This window comes from Klebsiella terrigena (assembly GCF_012029655.1).
Classification (GTDB): Bacteria; Pseudomonadota; Gammaproteobacteria; order Enterobacterales; family Enterobacteriaceae; genus Klebsiella; species Klebsiella terrigena.
Genome location: NZ_CP050508.1, coordinates 1328789 through 1347910, shown reverse-complemented (window position 1 = coordinate 1347910; position 19122 = coordinate 1328789). Strand labels below are relative to the sequence as shown.

General features: G+C 59.4%; 18 protein-coding genes. 2 read left to right on the top strand and 16 right to left on the bottom strand.

Annotated features, from left to right (window positions below; all coding sequences use genetic code 11):
• Positions 1-57 precede the first annotated feature (57 nt).
• The 10 genes from pepB to trmJ all read right to left on the bottom strand — a co-directional run bounded on the left by pepB (position 58) and on the right by trmJ (position 8307).
• Entirely contained in the window at positions 58-1344 is a 1287-nt protein-coding gene (gene pepB, locus HCK03_RS06450) for an aminopeptidase PepB (protein WP_143717353.1), read from the bottom strand.
• A 178-nt stretch (positions 1345-1522) separates the two neighbouring features.
• Positions 1523-1723: a Fe-S cluster assembly protein IscX gene (iscX, locus tag HCK03_RS06445; protein WP_041146721.1), complete on the bottom strand. Its 201-nt coding sequence runs from the start codon at positions 1721-1723 to the stop codon at positions 1523-1525.
• Between the two features lies 1 nt (position 1724).
• On the bottom strand, positions 1725-2060 hold the full coding sequence (gene fdx, locus HCK03_RS06440) for an ISC system 2Fe-2S type ferredoxin (protein WP_041146722.1): 336 nt from the start codon (positions 2058-2060) through the stop codon (positions 1725-1727).
• 1 nt (position 2061) lies between these two features.
• A complete protein-coding gene (hscA, locus tag HCK03_RS06435; protein WP_076947802.1) occupies positions 2062-3912 on the bottom strand; it encodes a Fe-S protein assembly chaperone HscA in 1851 nt (616 codons plus the stop codon).
• A gap of 75 nt (positions 3913-3987) precedes the next feature.
• Positions 3988-4503: a co-chaperone HscB gene (gene hscB / locus HCK03_RS06430; protein ID WP_167691284.1), complete on the bottom strand. Its 516-nt coding sequence runs from the start codon at positions 4501-4503 to the stop codon at positions 3988-3990.
• Between the two features lie 182 nt (positions 4504-4685).
• On the bottom strand, positions 4686-5009 hold the full coding sequence (gene iscA, locus HCK03_RS06425) for an iron-sulfur cluster assembly protein IscA (protein WP_041146725.1): 324 nt from the start codon (positions 5007-5009) through the stop codon (positions 4686-4688).
• A gap of 15 nt (positions 5010-5024) precedes the next feature.
• Positions 5025-5411 (bottom strand): Fe-S cluster assembly scaffold IscU, encoded by a 387-nt coding sequence (iscU, locus tag HCK03_RS06420; protein ID WP_004866383.1) that lies wholly within the window; start codon positions 5409-5411, stop codon positions 5025-5027.
• Between the two features lie 26 nt (positions 5412-5437).
• Positions 5438-6652: a cysteine desulfurase gene (gene iscS, locus HCK03_RS06415; RefSeq protein ID WP_041146726.1), complete on the bottom strand. Its 1215-nt coding sequence runs from the start codon at positions 6650-6652 to the stop codon at positions 5438-5440.
• A 173-nt stretch (positions 6653-6825) separates the two neighbouring features.
• Positions 6826-7317 (bottom strand): Fe-S cluster assembly transcriptional regulator IscR, encoded by a 492-nt coding sequence (gene iscR / locus HCK03_RS06410; RefSeq protein ID WP_041146727.1) that lies wholly within the window; start codon positions 7315-7317, stop codon positions 6826-6828.
• 249 nt (positions 7318-7566) lie between these two features.
• A complete protein-coding gene (gene trmJ / locus HCK03_RS06405; protein ID WP_041146728.1) occupies positions 7567-8307 on the bottom strand; it encodes a tRNA (cytosine(32)/uridine(32)-2'-O)-methyltransferase TrmJ in 741 nt (246 codons plus the stop codon).
• Between the two features lie 120 nt (positions 8308-8427).
• Here trmJ and suhB point away from each other — a divergent pair, with 120 nt between their 5' ends.
• The gene (gene suhB, locus HCK03_RS06400; RefSeq protein ID WP_041146729.1) at positions 8428-9231 is read left to right on the top strand and encodes an inositol-1-monophosphatase; all 804 of its coding nucleotides are present in this window, start codon (positions 8428-8430) and stop codon (positions 9229-9231) included.
• A gap of 43 nt (positions 9232-9274) precedes the next feature.
• On the opposite strand, the gene HCK03_RS06395 is transcribed toward suhB, so the two are convergent.
• Both HCK03_RS06395 and HCK03_RS06390 read right to left on the bottom strand, forming a co-directional pair.
• Positions 9275-10255, bottom strand: coding sequence for a nickel/cobalt transporter (locus HCK03_RS06395; RefSeq protein WP_076947799.1), 981 nt, complete (start codon positions 10253-10255; stop codon positions 9275-9277).
• The gene (locus tag HCK03_RS06390; RefSeq protein ID WP_115192117.1) at positions 10246-10884 is read right to left on the bottom strand and encodes a DUF1007 family protein; all 639 of its coding nucleotides are present in this window, start codon (positions 10882-10884) and stop codon (positions 10246-10248) included. Before HCK03_RS06390 ends, HCK03_RS06395 begins: the two co-directional genes overlap by 10 nt.
• A gap of 124 nt (positions 10885-11008) precedes the next feature.
• Here HCK03_RS06390 and csiE point away from each other — a divergent pair, with 124 nt between their 5' ends.
• Positions 11009-12286: a stationary phase inducible protein CsiE gene (gene csiE / locus HCK03_RS06385; protein WP_041146732.1), complete on the top strand. Its 1278-nt coding sequence runs from the start codon at positions 11009-11011 to the stop codon at positions 12284-12286.
• On the opposite strand, the gene HCK03_RS06380 is transcribed toward csiE, so the two are convergent.
• From HCK03_RS06380 to HCK03_RS06365, 4 genes are all read right to left on the bottom strand, one after another.
• Positions 12283-13416, bottom strand: a complete 1134-nt coding sequence (locus tag HCK03_RS06380; RefSeq protein ID WP_167691283.1) for a 3-phenylpropionate MFS transporter — start codon at positions 13414-13416, stop codon at positions 12283-12285. The genes csiE and HCK03_RS06380 overlap by 4 nt on opposite strands.
• An 87-nt stretch (positions 13417-13503) precedes the next feature.
• Entirely contained in the window at positions 13504-14331 is an 828-nt protein-coding gene (locus HCK03_RS06375) for an aldose 1-epimerase (RefSeq protein ID WP_135184148.1), read from the bottom strand.
• The gene (locus HCK03_RS06370) at positions 14331-15767 is read right to left on the bottom strand and encodes a sugar porter family MFS transporter (RefSeq protein WP_143966598.1); all 1437 of its coding nucleotides are present in this window, start codon (positions 15765-15767) and stop codon (positions 14331-14333) included. Before HCK03_RS06370 ends, HCK03_RS06375 begins: the two co-directional genes overlap by 1 nt.
• Before the next feature lie 68 nt (positions 15768-15835).
• Positions 15836-19111, bottom strand: a complete 3276-nt coding sequence (locus HCK03_RS06365) for a DUF5107 domain-containing protein (protein ID WP_167691282.1) — start codon at positions 19109-19111, stop codon at positions 15836-15838.
• Positions 19112-19122 lie beyond the last annotated feature (11 nt).

The window sequence follows — 19122 nt, the reverse complement described above, 5'->3', positions numbered from 1 at the left end:
AATCCCCGGCCGCGGGCCGGGGTGAGGCAATTCGGGGCGCCAGCGCCCCGCCATTTTTTACTCTGCGGTTAACAGATTGGCAATCGTGCGTACGCCGAGCCCCGTCGCGCCGGCCGCCCACTGCTCAACGGCGGATTTACGGTAGGTTGCGGAGCAGTCGATATGCAGCCAGCCCTGATGATAGTTCTCAACGAAATGGGACAGGAACCCTGCCGCCGTGCTCGCGCCCGCCGGATAGGCGGCGCTGCCGGTGTTGTTCAGCTCGGCGAAATTCGACGGCAGCTGGCCGCGGTGGAATTCTGCCAGCGGCAGGCGCCAGAAGGCTTCGTTTTCCGCCTGCGCGCTCGCCAGCAGGCGAGACGCCAGCGCGTCGTCGAAGCTGAACAGCGCGTGGTAGTCGTTGCCCAGGGCGGTTTTCGCCGCGCCGGTCAGCGTCGCCGCGTCGATAATCAGCTCCGGCTTCTGCGCAGAGGCATCGATCAGGCCATCCGCCAGCACCAGACGGCCTTCGGCGTCGGTGTTCATAATTTCTACGGTTTTACCGTTACGGTAGCGAATGATATCGCCCAGCTTGAAGGCGTTGCCGCTAATCAGGTTGTCGGCGCAGCACAGATAGAGCTTCACGCGCTTATTCAGGCCGCGGGTAATCGCAAACGCCAGCGCGCCGGTCACCGTGGCCGCGCCGCCCATGTCGGACTTCATCGAATCCATAAACGCGCTCTGCTTGATGCTGTAGCCGCCGGAATCGAAGGTGATGCCTTTCCCCACCAGGCAGGCGTAGACCGGCGCGTCTTTATCGCCGGTTGGGTTGTAGTCCAGCGCCAGCAGAACCGGCGGGCGCTCGGAGCCGCGTCCGACGGTGTGCAGGCCAAGGTAGTTCTGCTCGCGCAGGTCTTCGCCTTTGGTGATGCGGTAAGCGACGTTATCGCAGCCAACGCCGCACAACAGGTCGACCGCGCGCTGGGCCAACTGCTCCGGGCCGAGCTCTTCCGCCGGGGCGTTAATGGTGTCACGCACCCAGTCAATAATAGCCAGACGGCTATCCAGTTCGCGCTTTTGCGCTTCGTCCAGCGCCGGCCACTCAACCTGGCGGCTGCCTTTCGGCCCTTTATAACCCGCCCAGAACGCCCACGCGCGGTCGGTATTCCAACCTTCGCCGTCGAGCGCAACGTGCCTGATACCCATGCCGTCAACTTTACGCGCCGCGCGCTGAATCAGGCCCAGGTCGTCTTTACCGTTGAGATGCAGGGTGATGCCGTCGTTGTTAATGCTGTAAGCCGCTTTTTCTCCCCAGCGCGCGTCGGCTGGCTGAACGGTAAGCGTAATTTTCATAGCTTCGGTCATTTTATTCATCCTTATTAGCAAACGGGCCACCCTATGGCAGCCCGTTAAAATTTTCCGCTAAATGATTCGCGTTGCAGGAAGGCGGCAAGTAAGCAAATCCCCTGGAGCGTAGATAACTATGCGACTGGGGTGAGCGAACGCGGCCAACGCATCTGCAACGTGGAGCATGACGCGAAAATTATTCTGCTTCGTCTAACCAGACTAGCAGAATTGCCTCCAGAATTTTTTCATTGGATGCGTTTGGATCGTCATTAAACTCTTCCAGCTCGCAAATCCACTGATGCAAATCGGTGAAGCGAACGGTTTTCGGGTCGAGATCCGGGAAGGCGTCATACAGCGCTTCGCCAATTTCACGACTGTCGGTCCATTTCAGTGCCATATTAATGCTCGCGTGCGTGGTTGATGGTGTAGCGCGGAATTTCGACGACCAGATCGTCGGCGGTCACGCGCGCCTGGCAGCTCAGACGGCTGTCGGGTTCCAGCCCCCAGGCCTTATCCAGCATATCGTCTTCATCTTCGGTACTTTCGGCCAGCGAGTCAAAACCTTCACGCACGATGCAGTGGCAGGTGGTGCAGGCACAGGATTTTTCACAGGCGTGTTCAATCTCAATACCGCTACGCAGCGCGGCATCAAGAATGGTCTCACCGATCTCAGCTTCCACAACTACGCCATCCGGGCACAGGTCCTGGTGGGGTAGAAAAACGATCTTTGGCATATTAAACCTCGTCCACGGATTGGCCTTTCAGCGCGGTACGGACCGACTGGTCCATGCGGCGTGCGGCAAATTCCTGGGTTTGTGTGTCTGTATTTTTAATGGCTTCTTTAATTGCATCGGCGTCATCGCCTGTCGCTACCGCGCGCAGCTGCGCCGTTGCGTCATCGATAGCCTGACGTTCTGCGGCGCTTAGCAGCGCGGCATCGGTGGCCAGCGCGCTTTCCAGGCTTTCCAGAACGCGTGCGGCTTCGACTTTTTGTTCGGCCAGCATTCGCGCCTTAACGTCCTGTTCGGCGTGGCTCATCGAATCTTTAATCATGGTGGCGATTTCGCTGTCGCTCAGGCCGTAGGAGGGTTTCACCTGAATAGAGGCTTCGACCGCGGTCGATTTCTCCATAGCGGTGACGCTCAGCAGCCCGTCGGCATCGACCTGGAAGGTGACGCGAATATGCGCCCCGCCCGCCGGCATTGCCGGGATACCGCGCAGCGCAAAGCGCGCCAGCGAACGGCAGTCCTGCACCAGTTCGCGTTCGCCCTGCATGACGTGGATAGACATCGCCGTCTGACCGTCTTTAAAGGTGGTGAACTCCTGGGCGCGGGCCACCGGGATGGTGGTATTGCGCGGGATCACTTTCTCCACCAGGCCGCCCATCGTTTCCAGCCCCAGAGAGAGCGGGATAACGTCGAGCAGCAGCAGCTCGCTGTCCGGCTTGTTGCCGACCAGAATATCGGCCTGAATGGCGGCGCCGATGGCGACAACTTTATCCGGGTCGATGGTGGTCAGCGGGGTACGGCCAAAAAACTCGCCGACGCGCTCGCGCACCAGCGGCACGCGGGTTGAACCGCCCACCATCACCACTTCCAGCACCTCTTCCGCGCTTACGCCGGCGTCCTTCAACGCGCGACGACAGGCCAGCAGAGTGCGCTTAACCAGCGGAGCAATCAGCTCATTAAAGTGGCTACGGGTGATTTCGCCCTGCCAGCCGCCGACGTCAACGCGGGCGGTTTCCGCTGCGCTGAGGGCAATTTTGGCCGCAATAGCCGCGTCCAGCAGCTCGCGCTGCAGGCGGTTATCGCTGCGATCGCTGAGGCCCGCCTGCTCGCGCAGATAGTCCGCGAGCAGATGGTCAAAATCATCGCCGCCGAGCGCCGAGTCGCCGCCGGTGGCCAGGACTTCGAAGACGCCGCGGCTGAGGCGCAGTACGGAAATATCAAAGGTGCCGCCGCCGAGATCGTAGACCGCGATAACCCCTTCCTGACCGGAGTCGAGGCCGTAGGCAATCGCCGCCGCCGTCGGTTCGTTCAGCAGGCGCAGCACGTGCAGGCCGGCCAGACGCGCGGCGTCTTTAGTGCCCTGGCGCTGCGCATCGTCGAAGTAGGCCGGGACGGTGATCACCACGCCGTCGAGGTCGCCGGCAAGGGCTTCCGTGGCGCGGGCGGCCAGCGCCTTGAGGATATCGGCAGAAACGCGGACCGGATTAAGCAGGCCGCCGGCGGTTTGAATCATGGGCAGGCCGTTTTCGCTGGCCTGCAGCTGATAAGGCAGATGCGGGTAGCGGGTCTGAATATCGACCAGCGAGCGCCCCATCATGCGCTTCACCGAGCTGATGGTGTTAACCGGATCCAGCGCGGCATTCTGTCGGGCATCATAGCCGACGCTGAGGCCGGACGGCTGGTAGTTCACCACCGAAGGCAGCAGGTAGCGTCCCTGGCGATCGGGCAGAGTTTCGGCCTGGCCGCTACGCACGGTGGCGACCAGTGAATTGGTGGTACCCAGGTCAATACCCGCCGCCAGACGACGCTGGTGCGGCGCGGCACTCAGGCCAGGCTCACTAATTTGTAATAAGGCCATAATTGCTTCCGAATATTAATTTACTCGTCATAATCTGTGTTGCAGCTACGTTGGCTGCATGGCGACCCGAACAGGTTAGAATGAAAAAAACTTTTCTTCGAGTTGTTCTGCAACATTCTGAAGTTTATCGAGAAAACGCAGCTTACGCACGGTATCCGCCGCTGTCTCCCACGCTTCGCTGTCTAACTGCTCAACGACCTGCCGCTGACGAACGTCGTACATCCCCTTCACGCGCTGAATAAACGCGGTCAAACGCGCTTCATCCTGCGATCTTTCGATCTCATCCAGCTCTTCGCGCAGCTCCAGCTGCTCCATCAGGAACGCGGTGTCGCGCACGGTGTGCTGTTCGCTGGCTAAATCGAAGCCGTGAAGCGAAAGGATATATTCGGCGCGGGTCAGCGGATGACGCAGCGTTTGCCAGGCCTGATTAATCGTCGCGGAGTGCTGCACGGAGGCGAGCTGTTCGGCGGCGCTGGCGCTGGCGAACCGGTCGGGGTGATACTGGCGCTGTAAATCCTGGTACCGGACAGCCAGCTGTTCTTGCGAAAGGGTATAACTGACCGGTAACCCGAAGAGGGCAAAATAGTCCATAGTAACCTCAGGGTTAACGAGATAAAGCAAACCCCACGCACGGTACTCCGCAGTGGGGTTATATATCCGCGCCTCTCAGGTCGCATCTTAACCGGCGGCGTTCGCCTACTGTCGTAAGCGTATCGGGAAACGCCCGCCTGCCGCCGCGATGCTGCGCCGAAATTCAGCGGATATAGTGCAGATTACACGTTGAAGCTTTCGCCGCAGCCGCACTCATCTTTGATGTTCGGGTTCGTAAACTTAAACCCTTCATTCAGGCCTTCTTTAACAAAGTCCAGCTGAGTGCCGTCGAGGAACTGCAGGCTTTTGCCGTCGATCACTACCTTGACGCCTTTATCTTCAAACACGGTGTCTTCTGCCGCCGGCTCGTCAACAAATTCCAGCACGTAGGCCATACCTGAACATCCGGAGGTGCGAACACCTAAGCGCAGGCCAAAGCCTTTGCCGCGGTTGGCCAGGAAGGTATTCACTCGCGACGCTGCGCTGTCGCTAAGAGTAATCGACATACAATAACCTCTTAATTATTTCGCTTCACGTTTGCTTTTATAATCCGCAATCGCGGCTTTAATCGCGTCTTCCGCCAGGATAGAGCAGTGGATTTTTACCGGCGGCAGTTCGAGTTCATCGGCGATATCGGTGTTCTTGATAGCCTGAGCTTCGTCCAGAGACTTGCCCTTCACCCACTCGGTGACCAGGGAGCTGGAAGCGATAGCGGAACCGCAGCCGTAGGTCTTGAAGCGCGCGTCTTCAATGATACCTTCATTGTTGACTTTGATCTGCAGCTTCATAACGTCGCCGCACGCCGGCGCGCCGACCATGCCGCTACCGACGGAGTCGTCGCTGTTGTCAAAAGAGCCAACGTTGCGCGGATTCTCGTAATGATCGATAACTTTTTCGCTGTATGCCATGATTAATTCTCCTTAATGCCTACCGATTAATGATGTGACCATTCAATGCTGTTCAGATCCACGCCCTGCTTGAACATTTCCCACAGCGGAGAAAGATCGCGCAGACGACCAATGGAGTTGCGAACCAGGTTGATGGTGTAGTCAATCTCTTCTTCGGTAGTAAAACGACCTAAAGAGAAACGGATAGAACTGTGTGCCAGTTCATCAGTCATGCCCAGCGCGCGGAGCACGTAGGATGGCTCGAGGCTCGCTGAGGTACAAGCGGAACCGGAGGAAACGGCCAGGTCTTTCAGTGCCATAATCAGCGATTCGCCTTCAACATAGTTGAAGCTGACGTTGAGAATGTTCGGCGCGCCCTGCGCGAGGTCACCGTTGAGGTAAACCTCTTCCATATCTTTTACGCCTTCCCACAGACGGTTACGCAGACCGCGCAGGCGCGCCATCTCGGTTTCCATCTCTTCTTTCGCGATACGGTAAGCTTCACCCATACCGACGATCTGGTGGACAGGCAGAGTGCCTGAACGCATGCCGCGCTCGTGACCGCCGCCGTGCATCTGCGCTTCAATACGAATACGCGGTTTGCGACGGACGTACAGCGCGCCAATGCCTTTCGGGCCATAAATTTTGTGACCGGAGAAGGACATCAGGTCAACTTTCAGCTGGCTCAGGTCGATAGGCAGTTTGCCCACGCTCTGGGTGGCGTCAACGTGATAAATGATACCGCGTGCGCGGCACATTTCGCCGATGGTAGCGATGTCCTGCACCACGCCGATTTCGTTGTTCACGTGCATGATGGAAACCACGATGGTGTCATCACGCATGGCCGCTTCCAGCTCTTTCAGATCGATAATACCGTTGCGCTGAGGCGCAAGGTAGGTTATCTCGAAGCCTTCACGCTCCAGCTGACGACAGGTGTCCAGCACGGCTTTGTGCTCGGTTTTGCTGGTGATAATGTGCTTGCCTTTTTTCTGATAAAAGTTGGCTGCACCTTTGATCGCCAGGTTGTCGGATTCCGTTGCGCCTGAGGTAAAGACGATTTCGCGCGGGTCAGCACCGACCAGCTCGGCAATCTGATTACGGGCGATATCTACCGCCTCTTCAGCCTGCCAGCCAAAACGGTGTGAACGAGAGGCCGGGTTACCAAAGGTCCCGTCCAGGGTCAGAAACTGCATCATTTTCTCGGCAACACGCGGGTCCACCGGCGTTGTTGCGGAGTAATCGAGATAAATCGGTAATTTCATTGCTCTTTAACTCCGTACATCACTCAATGCAAGGAACCAGGCGGCCGGCTTGATGTACGACCGGGTATACGGGATGTCGCAACATCCCGGCCTGATTCGAAAATCTTTTATAATTTTTACCCTGAACGTTTCACCCTGCGGCGAACGGGCCGCAAGCTGAAACAGAACGAGTACTACGCACGCAGTTTGACGTCGATAGCGTCCTGGGTGCGGGTATTACGCTGGGATTCATGGCTGTGCTGACGGCCTGAAACATCGAGGATTTCCTGGTTGTTCACCAGTTCGCCCAGCGTGATGTTGTTCAGGAAGCTGGTCAGGCGCTCGCTCAGGTCGCGCCACAGCGCGTGGGTCAGGCATTTATCGCCGCCCTGGCAGCCGCCTTTACCCTGACAACGGGTGGCGTCAACGGACTCATCAACCGCGCTGATAACTTCGCCAACGGCGATGCTACCGGCTTCTTTACCTAATAAATAACCGCCGCCTGGACCGCGAACGCTCGATACCAGACCATTTTTACGCAGGCGGGAAAACAGCTGTTCCAGATAGGAAAGCGAAATCCCCTGACGCTCAGAAATATCAGCTAACGGAACCGGGCCCGATTCAGAGTTGAGCGCGACGTCCAGCATCGCGGTCACAGCATAACGCCCTTTAGATGTCAGTCTCATGTCTTACTTAACCTCAAACTCGCCCCTGCCCGGGCTTTTTATTAATATGGGTATTGCATAGCAGGGCCAAGTCTGACATTCCCGAGTAATTTGGTCAACTATTTACTTGACTGTTTTAGTCAGGTATTTGGCTATCTGTGCCCTTACGTCCTGAAGCCCATATTCCCTGCCGTACTGCGGCTCTCAGGGCGACCGGACATCGACTCGGCGCGCCCGTCTGCGGCCTTGATTCGCCGCAAAGAGGCCGGTTTACTCTTTGTTCTTGTGCTGCTGCTCAATTGACGCGAGCATTCCGCGCAGGATATTTAGCTCCTGGCTTTCCGGGCGCGCGCGGGTAAACAGACGACGCAGTTTGTTCATCACCTGTCCCGGATGGCTGGCGCGAATAAAGCCGGTCGCCAGCAGCGTCTGCTCGAGATGGCCGTAAAAGCGCTCTAAATCATCCACCAGCGGATACGGCGTCTCTTCCTGCTGTTCGACCTGCGGCTGCTCCTGATCCTGAGTCGCCAGCCACGCCATCCGCACTTCATAAGCGATGACCTGCACCGCCATCGCCAGGTTCAGCGAGCTATACTCCGGGTTGGCGGCAATCGCGACGTGGTAATGGCATTTCTGCAGCTCGTCGTTGGTCAAACCGACGCGCTCGCGGCCGAAGACCAGCGCCACCGGGGCGTGCTGGCCTTCTGAAACGCTCTTCAGGCCACACTCGCGCGGGTCGAGCATCGGCCACGGCAAAGTACGCGAACGGGCGCTGGTACCGACCACCAGGCTACATCCGGCCAGGGCTTCATCCAGCGTATCGACGATATGCGCATTGCCGATAACGTCGCTGGCACCGGCCGCCAGGGCGATAGCCTGCGAGTCAGGCTTAACCAGCGGATTGACCAGCCACAGGTTTGTCAGGCCCATGGTTTTCATTGCCCGGGCCACGGAGCCCATATTGCCAGTGTGTGATGTTTCTACCAGTACGATTCGAATATTTTGCAGCATTAGAGTTCTTCGGCTAAAGATTATTCACGCATGCTATCATAAAACGAAGACATAGGCAGATTTCACTGTTACTATGTGCGCCGTTTTTTCCCGTTCTTTAACATCCAGTGAGAGAGACCGATGCATCCGATGCTGAATATCGCCGTGCGCGCAGCGCGCAAGGCGGGTAATTTAATTGCCAAGCACTACGAAACCCCAGACTCCGTAGAAACCAGCCAGAAAGGCAGCAATGATTTTGTGACTAACGTCGATAAGGCAGCCGAAGCGCTGATTATTGAAACGATTCGCAAATCTTACCCGCAGCACACTATTATCACCGAAGAAAGCGGTGAGCACGTAGGTGAAGATCAGGATGTTCAATGGGTTATCGATCCACTGGATGGCACCACCAACTTCGTAAAACGCCTGCCGCACTTTTCCGTATCCATCGCCGTACGCATTAAAGGCCGTACCGAAGTCGCCGTGGTTTACGATCCAATGCGCAACGAACTCTTCACCGCAACCCGCGGCCAGGGCGCTCAGCTGAACGGCTATCGTCTGCGCGGCAGCACCGCTCGCGATCTGGATGGCACGATTATCGCTACCGGTTTCCCGTTCAAAGCGAAACAGCACGCCACCACTTATATGAATATTCTGGGCAAAATGTTTACCGAATGCGCTGACTTCCGCCGCACCGGTTCTGCAGCTCTGGATCTGGCCTACGTTGCCGCTGGCCGCGTTGATGGCTACTTCGAGATCGCGCTGAAGCCGTGGGATTTCGCTGCTGGCGAGCTGATCGCTCGTGAAGCGGGCGCTATCGTTTGCGACTTCACCGGTGGCCATAACCACCTGTACAGCGGCAACATCGTTGCCGGCAACCCGCGCGTCGTTAAAGCCATGCTGGCCAACATGCGTGAAGAGCTGAGCGAAGCGCTGAAGCGTTAATCTCTCTCACCTCACCCCGGCCCGCCCGGGGTGAGAGTATCACTCAAAACGGCCGCAGTCCGCCGCCGCCCGGCACCGCACTGCTCCACATCACCACCGCCGCCGCCACTAAAATGACGCCGCCGGACAGCGCCAAAGTCGACCAGCCAATCTGCTGCCAAAGAGGCGGCGTTTTATTCGCACTAAGCCTAACGGCCAGCTGACGAAAGCCGTGCACCAGCAGCGCCAGCCCGCTAATGGTCAGCGAGGTTCCCGCCGCCATTGCCAGCGCCGCCGCCATTCCCCAGCCAAAGACGCCAATTACCTTACTAAACAGCAGGACCATGATCGCCCCAGAACAGGGTCGCATGCCCATCGACAGAACGATGGCCAGCCGCGCGCGCCAGTCGTCGCCGCTTTGCAGCTGTTCCGGCGCCGGCATATGCTGATGCCCGCAGCCGCAGTGCGCATGATGAACATGATGGGGCGTAAAGGCGCTAAACGTTGGCCGACGCAGCTGCCCGCGCAGCTTTTTCAGCGCCCGCCAGCACAGCAGCAGGCCCAGCGCGCCGACCAGCAGATAGCTCCCCTTCTCCAGCCAGAAGCTGCTGAGATGAAGCTGCCTTGCGGGCAGCTGCAGCAGGGTCAGCACCACCACCACCAGCACAATCGCCACCGCGCCCTGCAGGAGCGAGGCGGCCAGCGTCAGCGCAATGCTCGAGCGCAGCTTCGCGGGATGCGTCGCCAGCCAGGTGGTAATCACAATCTTGCCGTGCCCCGGCCCCAGGGCGTGCAGGACGCCGTAGATAAAGCTAAACGCCAGCAGCGAAAGCCCCGCCGCGCGCGGATTTTCGGCCACCGCTTTCAGCAGGCCGCTGAGCTCAAAATTGAGCGCCCGCTGCCAGATAGCGCTTTGCAGCATCACCTCCGGCCAGGCCTGCCAGAGCCAGACGCCGGCGCCCGCTGCCAGCGCTAAAAACAGCGCCAGCGGCCACAGCTGGCGCAGGCGGGAAGCCCGGGAAGGGGTTGAGAATACTACTGACATGTCAGCGTCACCTTCTGAGCAAAATAGGTTCCGAGCGCCATATCTTCCGGCGGCGCGTCGGCTTTATCGAGCGACTGCGCAAAAGCCGTCATTTTATCATTCGGCTTTGGCGTCACCACCGTCACCTTGCATCCCGCGCGCAGCGCCGCAGGCAGGGTGACGTCGCCCGGCTTGTCATAGAACATATCGACGTAATAGGTTGGGTCGAAGGTCGAAAGCGTCAGGGTTTGTCCCGCGAGGGGCAGCGGTTTAGCCAGCGGCAGAGTAAAGGTCAGCACCGCCTGGTGTCCGTCGCGCTCCAGACCGTAGCCGTCGGGGCGATTATCAAACTTCACGTGCTGGCCGTTATGCCAAAGCTCGCTGAAGTAGTGCTGCCCAAGGACGTTCGCCATCACCTCCGCCGCCAGCTTTTTCCACACTTCATCTCCCGGCTTCGCGCTGCCGGCATCGTAAAGCAGGTCTGAGGAGGTGATCTCATCCATCGTCCAGCGCATTTTGAAACCGGTGAGCTGTCCGTTATCGGCGACCACCTCCGTTCGCAGGCTGATAAAGCTATGCGGATGCGCTAGCACGCTAAATGATAAAACCATGAAAAATGCCGCACAGGTGCATTGTTTCACTCTCTTCATCCGTTCCTCACGTGAAAAATTCTGTGAACTTATCCAGCAATCCTGACGTAAAGACGCCAGCCTGCCCTGCTCTCTGTTCATCCATTGGCTATTCTTAGCGAAAACCCTAACTGGAACTTATCAGATGATGACCGTGATTGAACCACCATCTGCGCTTTCCAGTCCACAGCGCCGTAACCAGGTCCTGCTGATGTTTTATCTGCCCGGGCAGCCGGTCACCCCCGAGCGGCTTAGCGCGATCAACTCTGTTGATGAGGCGACGGCCCGGCAGGATATCGCGGAGACGGGACGTGACATTCAGCGTTACCACCGGCTGACCCTCGCGTCGCAGGTGGACGGCAGCTATCGGATTGAAGGCGCCGCAATCGATCAACGCCTGTGCCTGCTGCACGGCTTACGCCGGGCCCTGCGCCTGTGTCCGCATTTTATCAGCCACCATTTTACCCCGGCATTAAAAACGCAGCTTAAACTGCAGGGCGTTGCGCGCACCTTATATGACGACACCAATCTGCAGGCGCTGGTCAACCGCTGCGCCCGGACGCTTAACCGCCAGTTTGACTGTCGGGATATTCACTTCCTGCGCCTCTATCTGCAGTACTGCCTGCTTCAGCATCATCTCGGGCAGACGCCGACCTTTACCGAAGATCAGCAGCGCTGGACCCAGGAGGCGGCGGAGTCAATACTGGCTGCTGAGATTATCCGCCACTGGCAGCGTCGGGTCGCCACCGCGCCGCACGCCGGCGAGCAGCTGTTTCTGACCCTGCTGTTCATGCTGCTCAAAACGCCCGATCCTATCCGCGATGGCCACCAGCAGGACCGCCGCCTGCACCTGGCCATCTCCGGCCTGATCCACCGTTTCCAGGATTTATCCGGCCGGCCGTTTAGCGACGATCAAGGGCTGAGCGACCAGCTCTATATTCATCTCTCCCAGGCGCTGAACCGCAGCGTGTTCGCGATCGGTATCGATAATGCGCTGCCGGAGGAGATGAGCCGCCTCTATCCGCGCCTGATGCGCACCACCAAAACGGCGCTGGAGGAGTTTGAGAGCGCCTACAGGGTTCGCTTTAATCAGGAGGAAGTGGGGCTGATTGCGGTGATTTTTGGCGCATGGCTGATGCAGAAAAGCGAGCTGCACGAGAAGCAGGTGGTGCTGCTGACCCACGACAATCCCGAGCTCGAGCAGGCTCTTGAGCTGCAGCTGCGCGAGCTGACCCTGCTGCCGCTCAATATCAAATATCAGAACGTTCACGCCTTTCAAAAGGAAGGCGCGCCGAAGGGCGTGGCGCTGGTGGTGACCCCTTATGCTACGGCGCTGCCGCTGTTTTCACCGCCGCTGTTTCACGCTGAGGAGATGTTCAGCGATCACCAGCGGCAGCATATTTGTCAAATGCTCGAGGACTAGGATACCGCCTTCGGCCTCAGCACCAGCGCCGGCAGGGCAACCAGCGCCATCACCCAGAACACGCCCTGGTGCAGGTGCTGGTAGAGGAAGCCGGCAAATACCGTCATTACCGCAATGCTGCCCCCCATCGCCACCGCGGAGTAGACCGCCTGCAGACGAATCACCTCCCCGCCCTGACGTGCCGAAATATAGCGCATCGCCGCAAGGTGACATACCGTAAAGGTGCCGCAGTGCAGGATCTGCGCGACAATGAGCCACGGCAGCTCGGTGGTCCAGCCCATCAGCGTCCAGCGAACCAGCCCGCAAACGGCGGAGAGCAGCAGCAGATCCCGCGCGCTGAAGCGGCTAAAGGCTTTTTTGCTCAGCGCAAAGATAACCACCTCCGCGACCACCCCCAGCGACCACAGATAGCCGATCGCCGAAGCGGAATAGCCCGCCTCCTGCCAGTAAATCGCGCTGAAGCCATAGTAGGCGGCATGGGCGCCCTGCAGCAGGCAGACGCAGGCGAGAAAGCGCCAGCTTTGGCGCACCAGCTTCAGCCATGCCGGGAGCCCGGCCGCCTGCTGGTGGCGAACTTCCCCCTGCGGCATCACCGAGGGTTTAAGCAGCATCCCCAGCAGCATGGAAGCGATGCCGAGGCTTAGCAGCACCAAGATCGCCCGATAATCAAACAGGCTGACCAGCTTGCCGGTCAGCGCGGAGCCGATCACAAACGCCACCGATCCCCACAGGCGCACGCGCCCGTAGTCCATGGTTATCTGCTTTTGCCAGGTATTCGCCAGCGCATCGGTCAGCGGTACCAGCGGAGAGAAGAACAGATTGAAGCCGACCATCACCGCCATCAGCAAGGCGACGCGGCTATCGGCCCAAAAGCCAAGGACAAACAGCAGGGTCAGCAGCGCCAGCACCCGCAGGGCAGAAATAAGCCGGGAGGGATCGCTCACCCGTGGCGCAATCAGCAGACTGCCGAGAAAGCGCGCCACCAGCCCGGCGCCGAGCAGCATACCGATCGTTTCCGGCGTCAGCCCCGCGCCTGCCAGCCAGACGCTCCAGAACGGCAGAAAGATGCCGTAGCTAAAGAAGTAGGTAAAGTAACTAAGCGCCAGCCAGCGCGTGGAGTGCAAGACCATGATTTCCTCCCGAATGGAGGCGACAGTCTGGCGACAAACCTCGGCGGGCGCAAGCCGAGGATTTAGGTATAACCCGCTGAATCTGGCCTATTTAACCGCGATTTTTAGCGACCATGAAACCCTATCCCCAGGGCCTAATACCACCAGACCAGGCTGCCCGTCCACGTTGTGCGCGTTTACAGGATGACTTTGCGGCTCAAGGCAGACAAACGGTTCACCCGACATACGGAACAGCATAAGCCACGGTGTTTGCGATGAAATTGTGACAGACATCACTTCTCGCTGAATGACGGCCGTGCCGTTCCAGCCGGAATAGCAGACGTTCAGCCAGCTATCCTCTCCACAGGCGGGCTGCGTGAAATCGCCGCCCTCCGGCAGCTCGCCGCGCCAGCTAAGCGGCAAGTGCAACTCGCCCTCTGGCCAGTGGCCACTCGCCTGAAACTGCATCCGGCTTAGCCTGTCGAAGGTAAAAAAGGGGTGAAAGCCGCCGCCGTAAAGCATCGGCTCGTCGCCACAGTGGGTAACGGTCAGGGAGGCGAGAAGTTCCCCCTGCCGTAGCTCGTAGCGGATCTGCGCGCGATAGTCGAATCCGCAGGCGTGGCGGCTATGCAGCTGCAGCACACAGCGTTCTGCGCAGCGTTCGATGACCTCCCACGCGCTGAGCCAGCCGTCGCCGTGGAGAAAAAAACGCGCGTCCGCCTGATGATTCGGCAGGATGATTTCGCGCCCCCGAAAGGAGAAGCGGTTGCCGGCCACCCGGTTTGCCAGCGGCACCATCGGAAACAGACCGCCGGCAGGATTTTCATGCAGCACCGGGGTTTGATGCCGGCGGGAGAACAGGCTTTGCACCTTGCCACCCTGCGGATCGACGCGCATCCGTAGATGCGCGTTTTCCAGAATGAAGCTGTCCGCCATTAGCGCGTCTGCTCCTGTTTCAGCGCCTGCCTGCCGGCATGACGCTGCGCCAGCTGCTCTTCCAGCGCCTCCAGCGTAACGCCTTTGGTTTCCGGAACGTTGCGCAGAATGTACAGATACCCCGCCGCGCATATAACCCCGTACAGCAGGAAGCTGCCCGATGCGCCCAGCCCGGCATTAAGCAGCGGGAAGGTATAGGTTAACAGGAAGCAGGCCACCCACAGCGCCAGCGTACCCAGCGACATCGCCAGCCCGCGCACGCGGTTAGGGAAAATTTCCGATAACAGTACCCAGGTCACCGGCGCCAGCGTCAGCGCGTAAATAGCGATCGCCGCCAGCACCAGAATCAGCACCGGTAATCCCAGGATCCCCAGACCGTAGGCCGCAGCGATCAGCGCATAGATGATGGTCAGCCCGGCGGCACCGAGCAGCATCAGCCTGCGGCGACCAATCCTGTCGACCAGCGGAAGCGCGGCGATGGTAAAGATCAGGTTGATAAGCCCGGTCGCCACGATCGACTTCAGCGTGCTGTTAATGTCAAATCCGGCGGAGGCGAAAATCTCCTGCGCGTAGTTGAAAATAACGTTAATACCGCACCACTGCTGGAACATTGCCAGCACCATACCCATCACAATGATCGGGCGAACTTTGGGCTGCCACAGCGCGGACCAGGAGACTTTTTGCGTGTCTTTGCTGAGGGTTTGCTCGATATCCCTGATGGTTTCATCGGCGTAGCGCTGATTGCCGATGCGCATCAGCATCTGGTGCGCACGCTGGCTTTTCCCCACGCGCACCAGCCAGCGCGGCGACTCGGGAACGAAAAACATCAGGATCAGGAACGCCAGCGCGGGCACGACGCCGGAACCAAACATCCAGCGCCAGCCTACCTGCCCGTTCCAGCTGGCGCTGATCTCTGCCAGCGTAGCGCTACTGGCCACCGGCTTTGCGATCGCCAGGTTAACCAGCTGCGCCGCCAGAACGCCAATAACAATCGTCAGCTGATTCACCGCCACAAAGCGCCCGCGCTGCGCGGCGGGACTTATCTCGGCGATATACATCGGGCTTAGCGCAGAAGCCAGCCCGATACCTAAGCCGCCAACGATACGCCACGCCACGAACAGATCGAAACTGCCGGCGAGCGCCGTGCCCCAGGCCGAGAGCGTAAACAGCGCCGCGGCGATGATGAGCGGAATTTTGCGGCCAAACTTATCCGCGCACCATCCGGAAGCCAGCGCCCCGAAAACGCAGCCAACCAGCGCTGAACTCATCGCCCAGCCGGACTGCGCCGGGTCGGTAATGGAAAAATAGGCTTCATAAAACGGCTTCGCGCCGCCGATCACCACCCAGTCATAGCCAAACAGTAAACCACCGCAGGCGGCAACCAGACAGATCGTCCAGACGTAGCCCATTTTCAGATGTGTCTGCGCGTTATTCATAAGGATTCCTCTTTCAGGGAAACGCAGGGAACAGTAGGGTTGGCGGGCGCGAGCCCGCCGGTTGAGGTTCAGGAAAAAATGCCGCTTTGCAGGGCATGGTCGATCAGATGCGCCTTATCGTGGGCGGGGTTGATGACCAGCAGCTGCTGAATCGCTTGCCGGTAGTCAGCCATATTCCCCAGCCCGAGGTATCCCAGCGCCTCAATAAACAGGCAGTGCTGCCGGTGCTGCTGCGCCGCCGGGACGTCGAGCACCACCAGGTCAGGCAGCGAGACGGCGAAGAAATCGGCGTCCGGGACGTCGTCACGATGGCGTCGGGCCCAGTCGATGAAATGGTGGAAATGGCGGTCCGCCTGCTGCACGTCGCCGCTCTTGCGCAGCGCCATTCCCTGCCAGAAAAGATAATCGGCGGGCTGATCGTTGTAGTAGCGACCGGCATCCAGCGACGCACCTCCCAGGCTCGCGCGCTGGTAACAGGCTGCGGCGCGCTGGGTCTCTCCCGCCTGCGCGGCGCAGTGGGCCAGCAAATACCAGATATCGTTATCCGTCTGCCCCGGAAGCCTTCCCTCTCCGAGGTTTAGGGGATAGCGCAGCGCCTCCTCCAGCCGCTGCGTTGCCGCAGAGTACGCCCGGCCCTCAATCGCCTGTAAGGCAACGTGCAGCTGGTTAAGCAGATATTGCCCCGTCACCTTGCCCTCCCCGCCTTCCCAGGGATGGAATTTTCGCGTACGGAGAATATCTGCGGCCTCGGCATAGCGCCCGCTGCTGTTCCACAGGCTGAGCAACTCGGCGGTGAGATCGTCCCGCTTCAGCACCACGGCGCGATGCGCCTGCAGATCGCGTAATCGATCGCCAACCGGCGCGCCGGTCAGCTTGTTGAGATAGTCGAGCTCGAAGCGAAAGCGCGCATTCTGCGGTTCAATGTCCACCGCTCGCTGCAGGCTGGCCAGCGCCAGGGAAAGATCCTGCCGCTTATTCCACGCGTAGACGCCAAGCAGGCGATGGGCCGGCGCGTAGTCAGGGTCTTTTGCCAGCACGTCACGCCAGCAGATTACGGCATCCTCGTAGCGGCGCTTGCTATACCAGAAGCAGCCCAGCAGATAGCGGGCAAACGCGCTCTCTTCCAGCCGCTGCAGCATCCAGACTTCATCCAGCGTGTTGGGGAAGCGGACCCGCAGGGCGTGACAGCGCTGCGCCGAGGCGATGAACTGCTGGCGCTCGTCGGCGTCGTCACTTAGCGCGGCGCGCCACAGCATAGGCAGCGCCTCCTGAGAATCCAGTAGCGCCAGCAGCGCCTGTGCAGACGACGGCTGTCCGATAGAGAGCAGCCACCCCGCCAGCAGGCTGGCGTTGGCACCTCTGCGGCCGGTGACGCGCAGCAGGTTTTCCCGGGATTCATGATCCTGGCCAATCATCCAGCGCACGCAGTGCAGCGGATAGCTCAGCGGATACTGCCCGAGGCAGCGGACGATATAATCCTGCGCCTCATCGCCGCGCCCTAATTTCGCCAGCGCCAGCGCCTTCAGGCCCATCGCGAGGTGGTTGGTGGCATTAAATTGCAGGCTGATGTCGACTTTTTCCAGCGCATCGGCAACCTCGCCGCGCTTCATCGCCAGCCGGGCCAGCGACCAGTAGGCCGCATCGCGGCAGCTGCCGCTCCATGAGGCTTTGTAATAGCTATCCCAGGCGCCGGCTTCATCCCCCTGCCTTTCCAGAGCGCTGGCGAGAAGCATGCTGGCCTCGCCGTCGCGCGGATTTTTATTCAGCCGATGGGCGCGCTGCAGCGCGGCGCGAGCGCACTGCTCCGCCAGCGTCCAGTCGGCGCCGTTGAGCGCCAGGGTGCCAAGGGCGACGTTATTTCGGTAATCCTCGGGATCAATCGCAATAGCCCGACGGTAGTAGTCTCCGGCGTAGCGGCTGGCGTGGTTATACTGCTCAAGATGCTGGCCAATGAAATAGAGTTCATCGCCGTTGTCGATGTCGTCCGGCAGCGCCGGCGCGGTTGCCGGCTCCGGTAACGGGGTCTGCTGGGCGAGATGCTCCTGATAATGCAGCAGCGGCTGGCCCTCGGCGCTTTTCGCCCGCAGGGTCAAGCGCGAAGCGCCGTTTTCCGCTAGCGCGTGCTGCCAGCTTTCACCCGGCTGCAGGGTTAGCTGGGTTTCATAGAGCGGCTGATTATCCGCGCTCAGCTCCAGCACGATATTTTCCAGCGGCGCAATCGCATAGACTCCCAGCCTCAGCAGTCCCTCTTCACGAACCAGCTTTAGCGCCAGGCGGGTATTCGCATTTTGCACCATTCCCAGCTCGCTATACGGCAGGAAGTTTTGGACAAAAATTTTCTCTTCATAGGGCGCAAGCCAGGTGAAATCCGGCTGGTTATCGGTAAAGACGCCGGTCATCAGCTCGATATAGGGGCCATTCGCGTCGGTCAGATTGCGATCCCAGGCCTGGCCGAAATCGCCATAACCCCAGCTCCACTGCTTTTTACCCGGCGAGATATGGTGATCGGCGACGTGCAGCAGTCCGCCTCGTTCATCGTGATGGTAGGCACCGACAAAATCATATGCTGATTTCTCTGCCATATAGGAGGTCGGCACCGGGACATTCTTATAGCGGGAGATATCCACGCCCGCGCTGTAGTCCACTTTATAGTAGGTGCCGGTGGCGATGGGGAAGGCAGAAACGTCGCGCTTGCCGTGATCGAACACGGCGGTAACGTCAGGCGGGAACACGCTCTGGTGGGCATCTCCGCCCTTCACCGCCGGGTTGGCCCACCATAAGAAGTGGCGCGGCGTGGCGTTGCCGTTAAAGACCTTGCCGGTAATTTCAATCAGCGCGCGGTCGGGGTAAAGGGTAAAGCCGGCCATAACCTGCAGCCCGCGCATGGGCTCGGCTTCGCCCATCCATACGGTTTGCACGCCGCCTTCCCCCTGCTGGATGGTAAAATCGACGGGCATAAAGGTTGTCGGACGATGGTGCTGCGGCCAGTTAAACTCGATCCCGCCGGATATCCACGGCCCGAGCAGGCCGACCAGCGCCGGTTTCACCACTTCGTTGTAGTAGACGAAATCGCGCTGCTTAACTTTATCGTAGGCGCGATGGATACGGCCGCCGAGCTCCGGCAGCAGCATGACGCGAATGAAATCATTCTCCATCCACACCGCCCGATAGTCGCGCATCTCCCGCTCGCCGGTTAAGGTATCAACCACGCCATAGGGGTACACGCTGCCGGAGGAACCCTGATAGACCCGCTTTTCGAGGAACATCGGGTTAGGATCCTCCGCTCCCGTCGTCCACGTCGGGAGTGTAATCGTTTCCTGCCAGACCTTAACCGAACCGTGCATAGCGCTCTCCA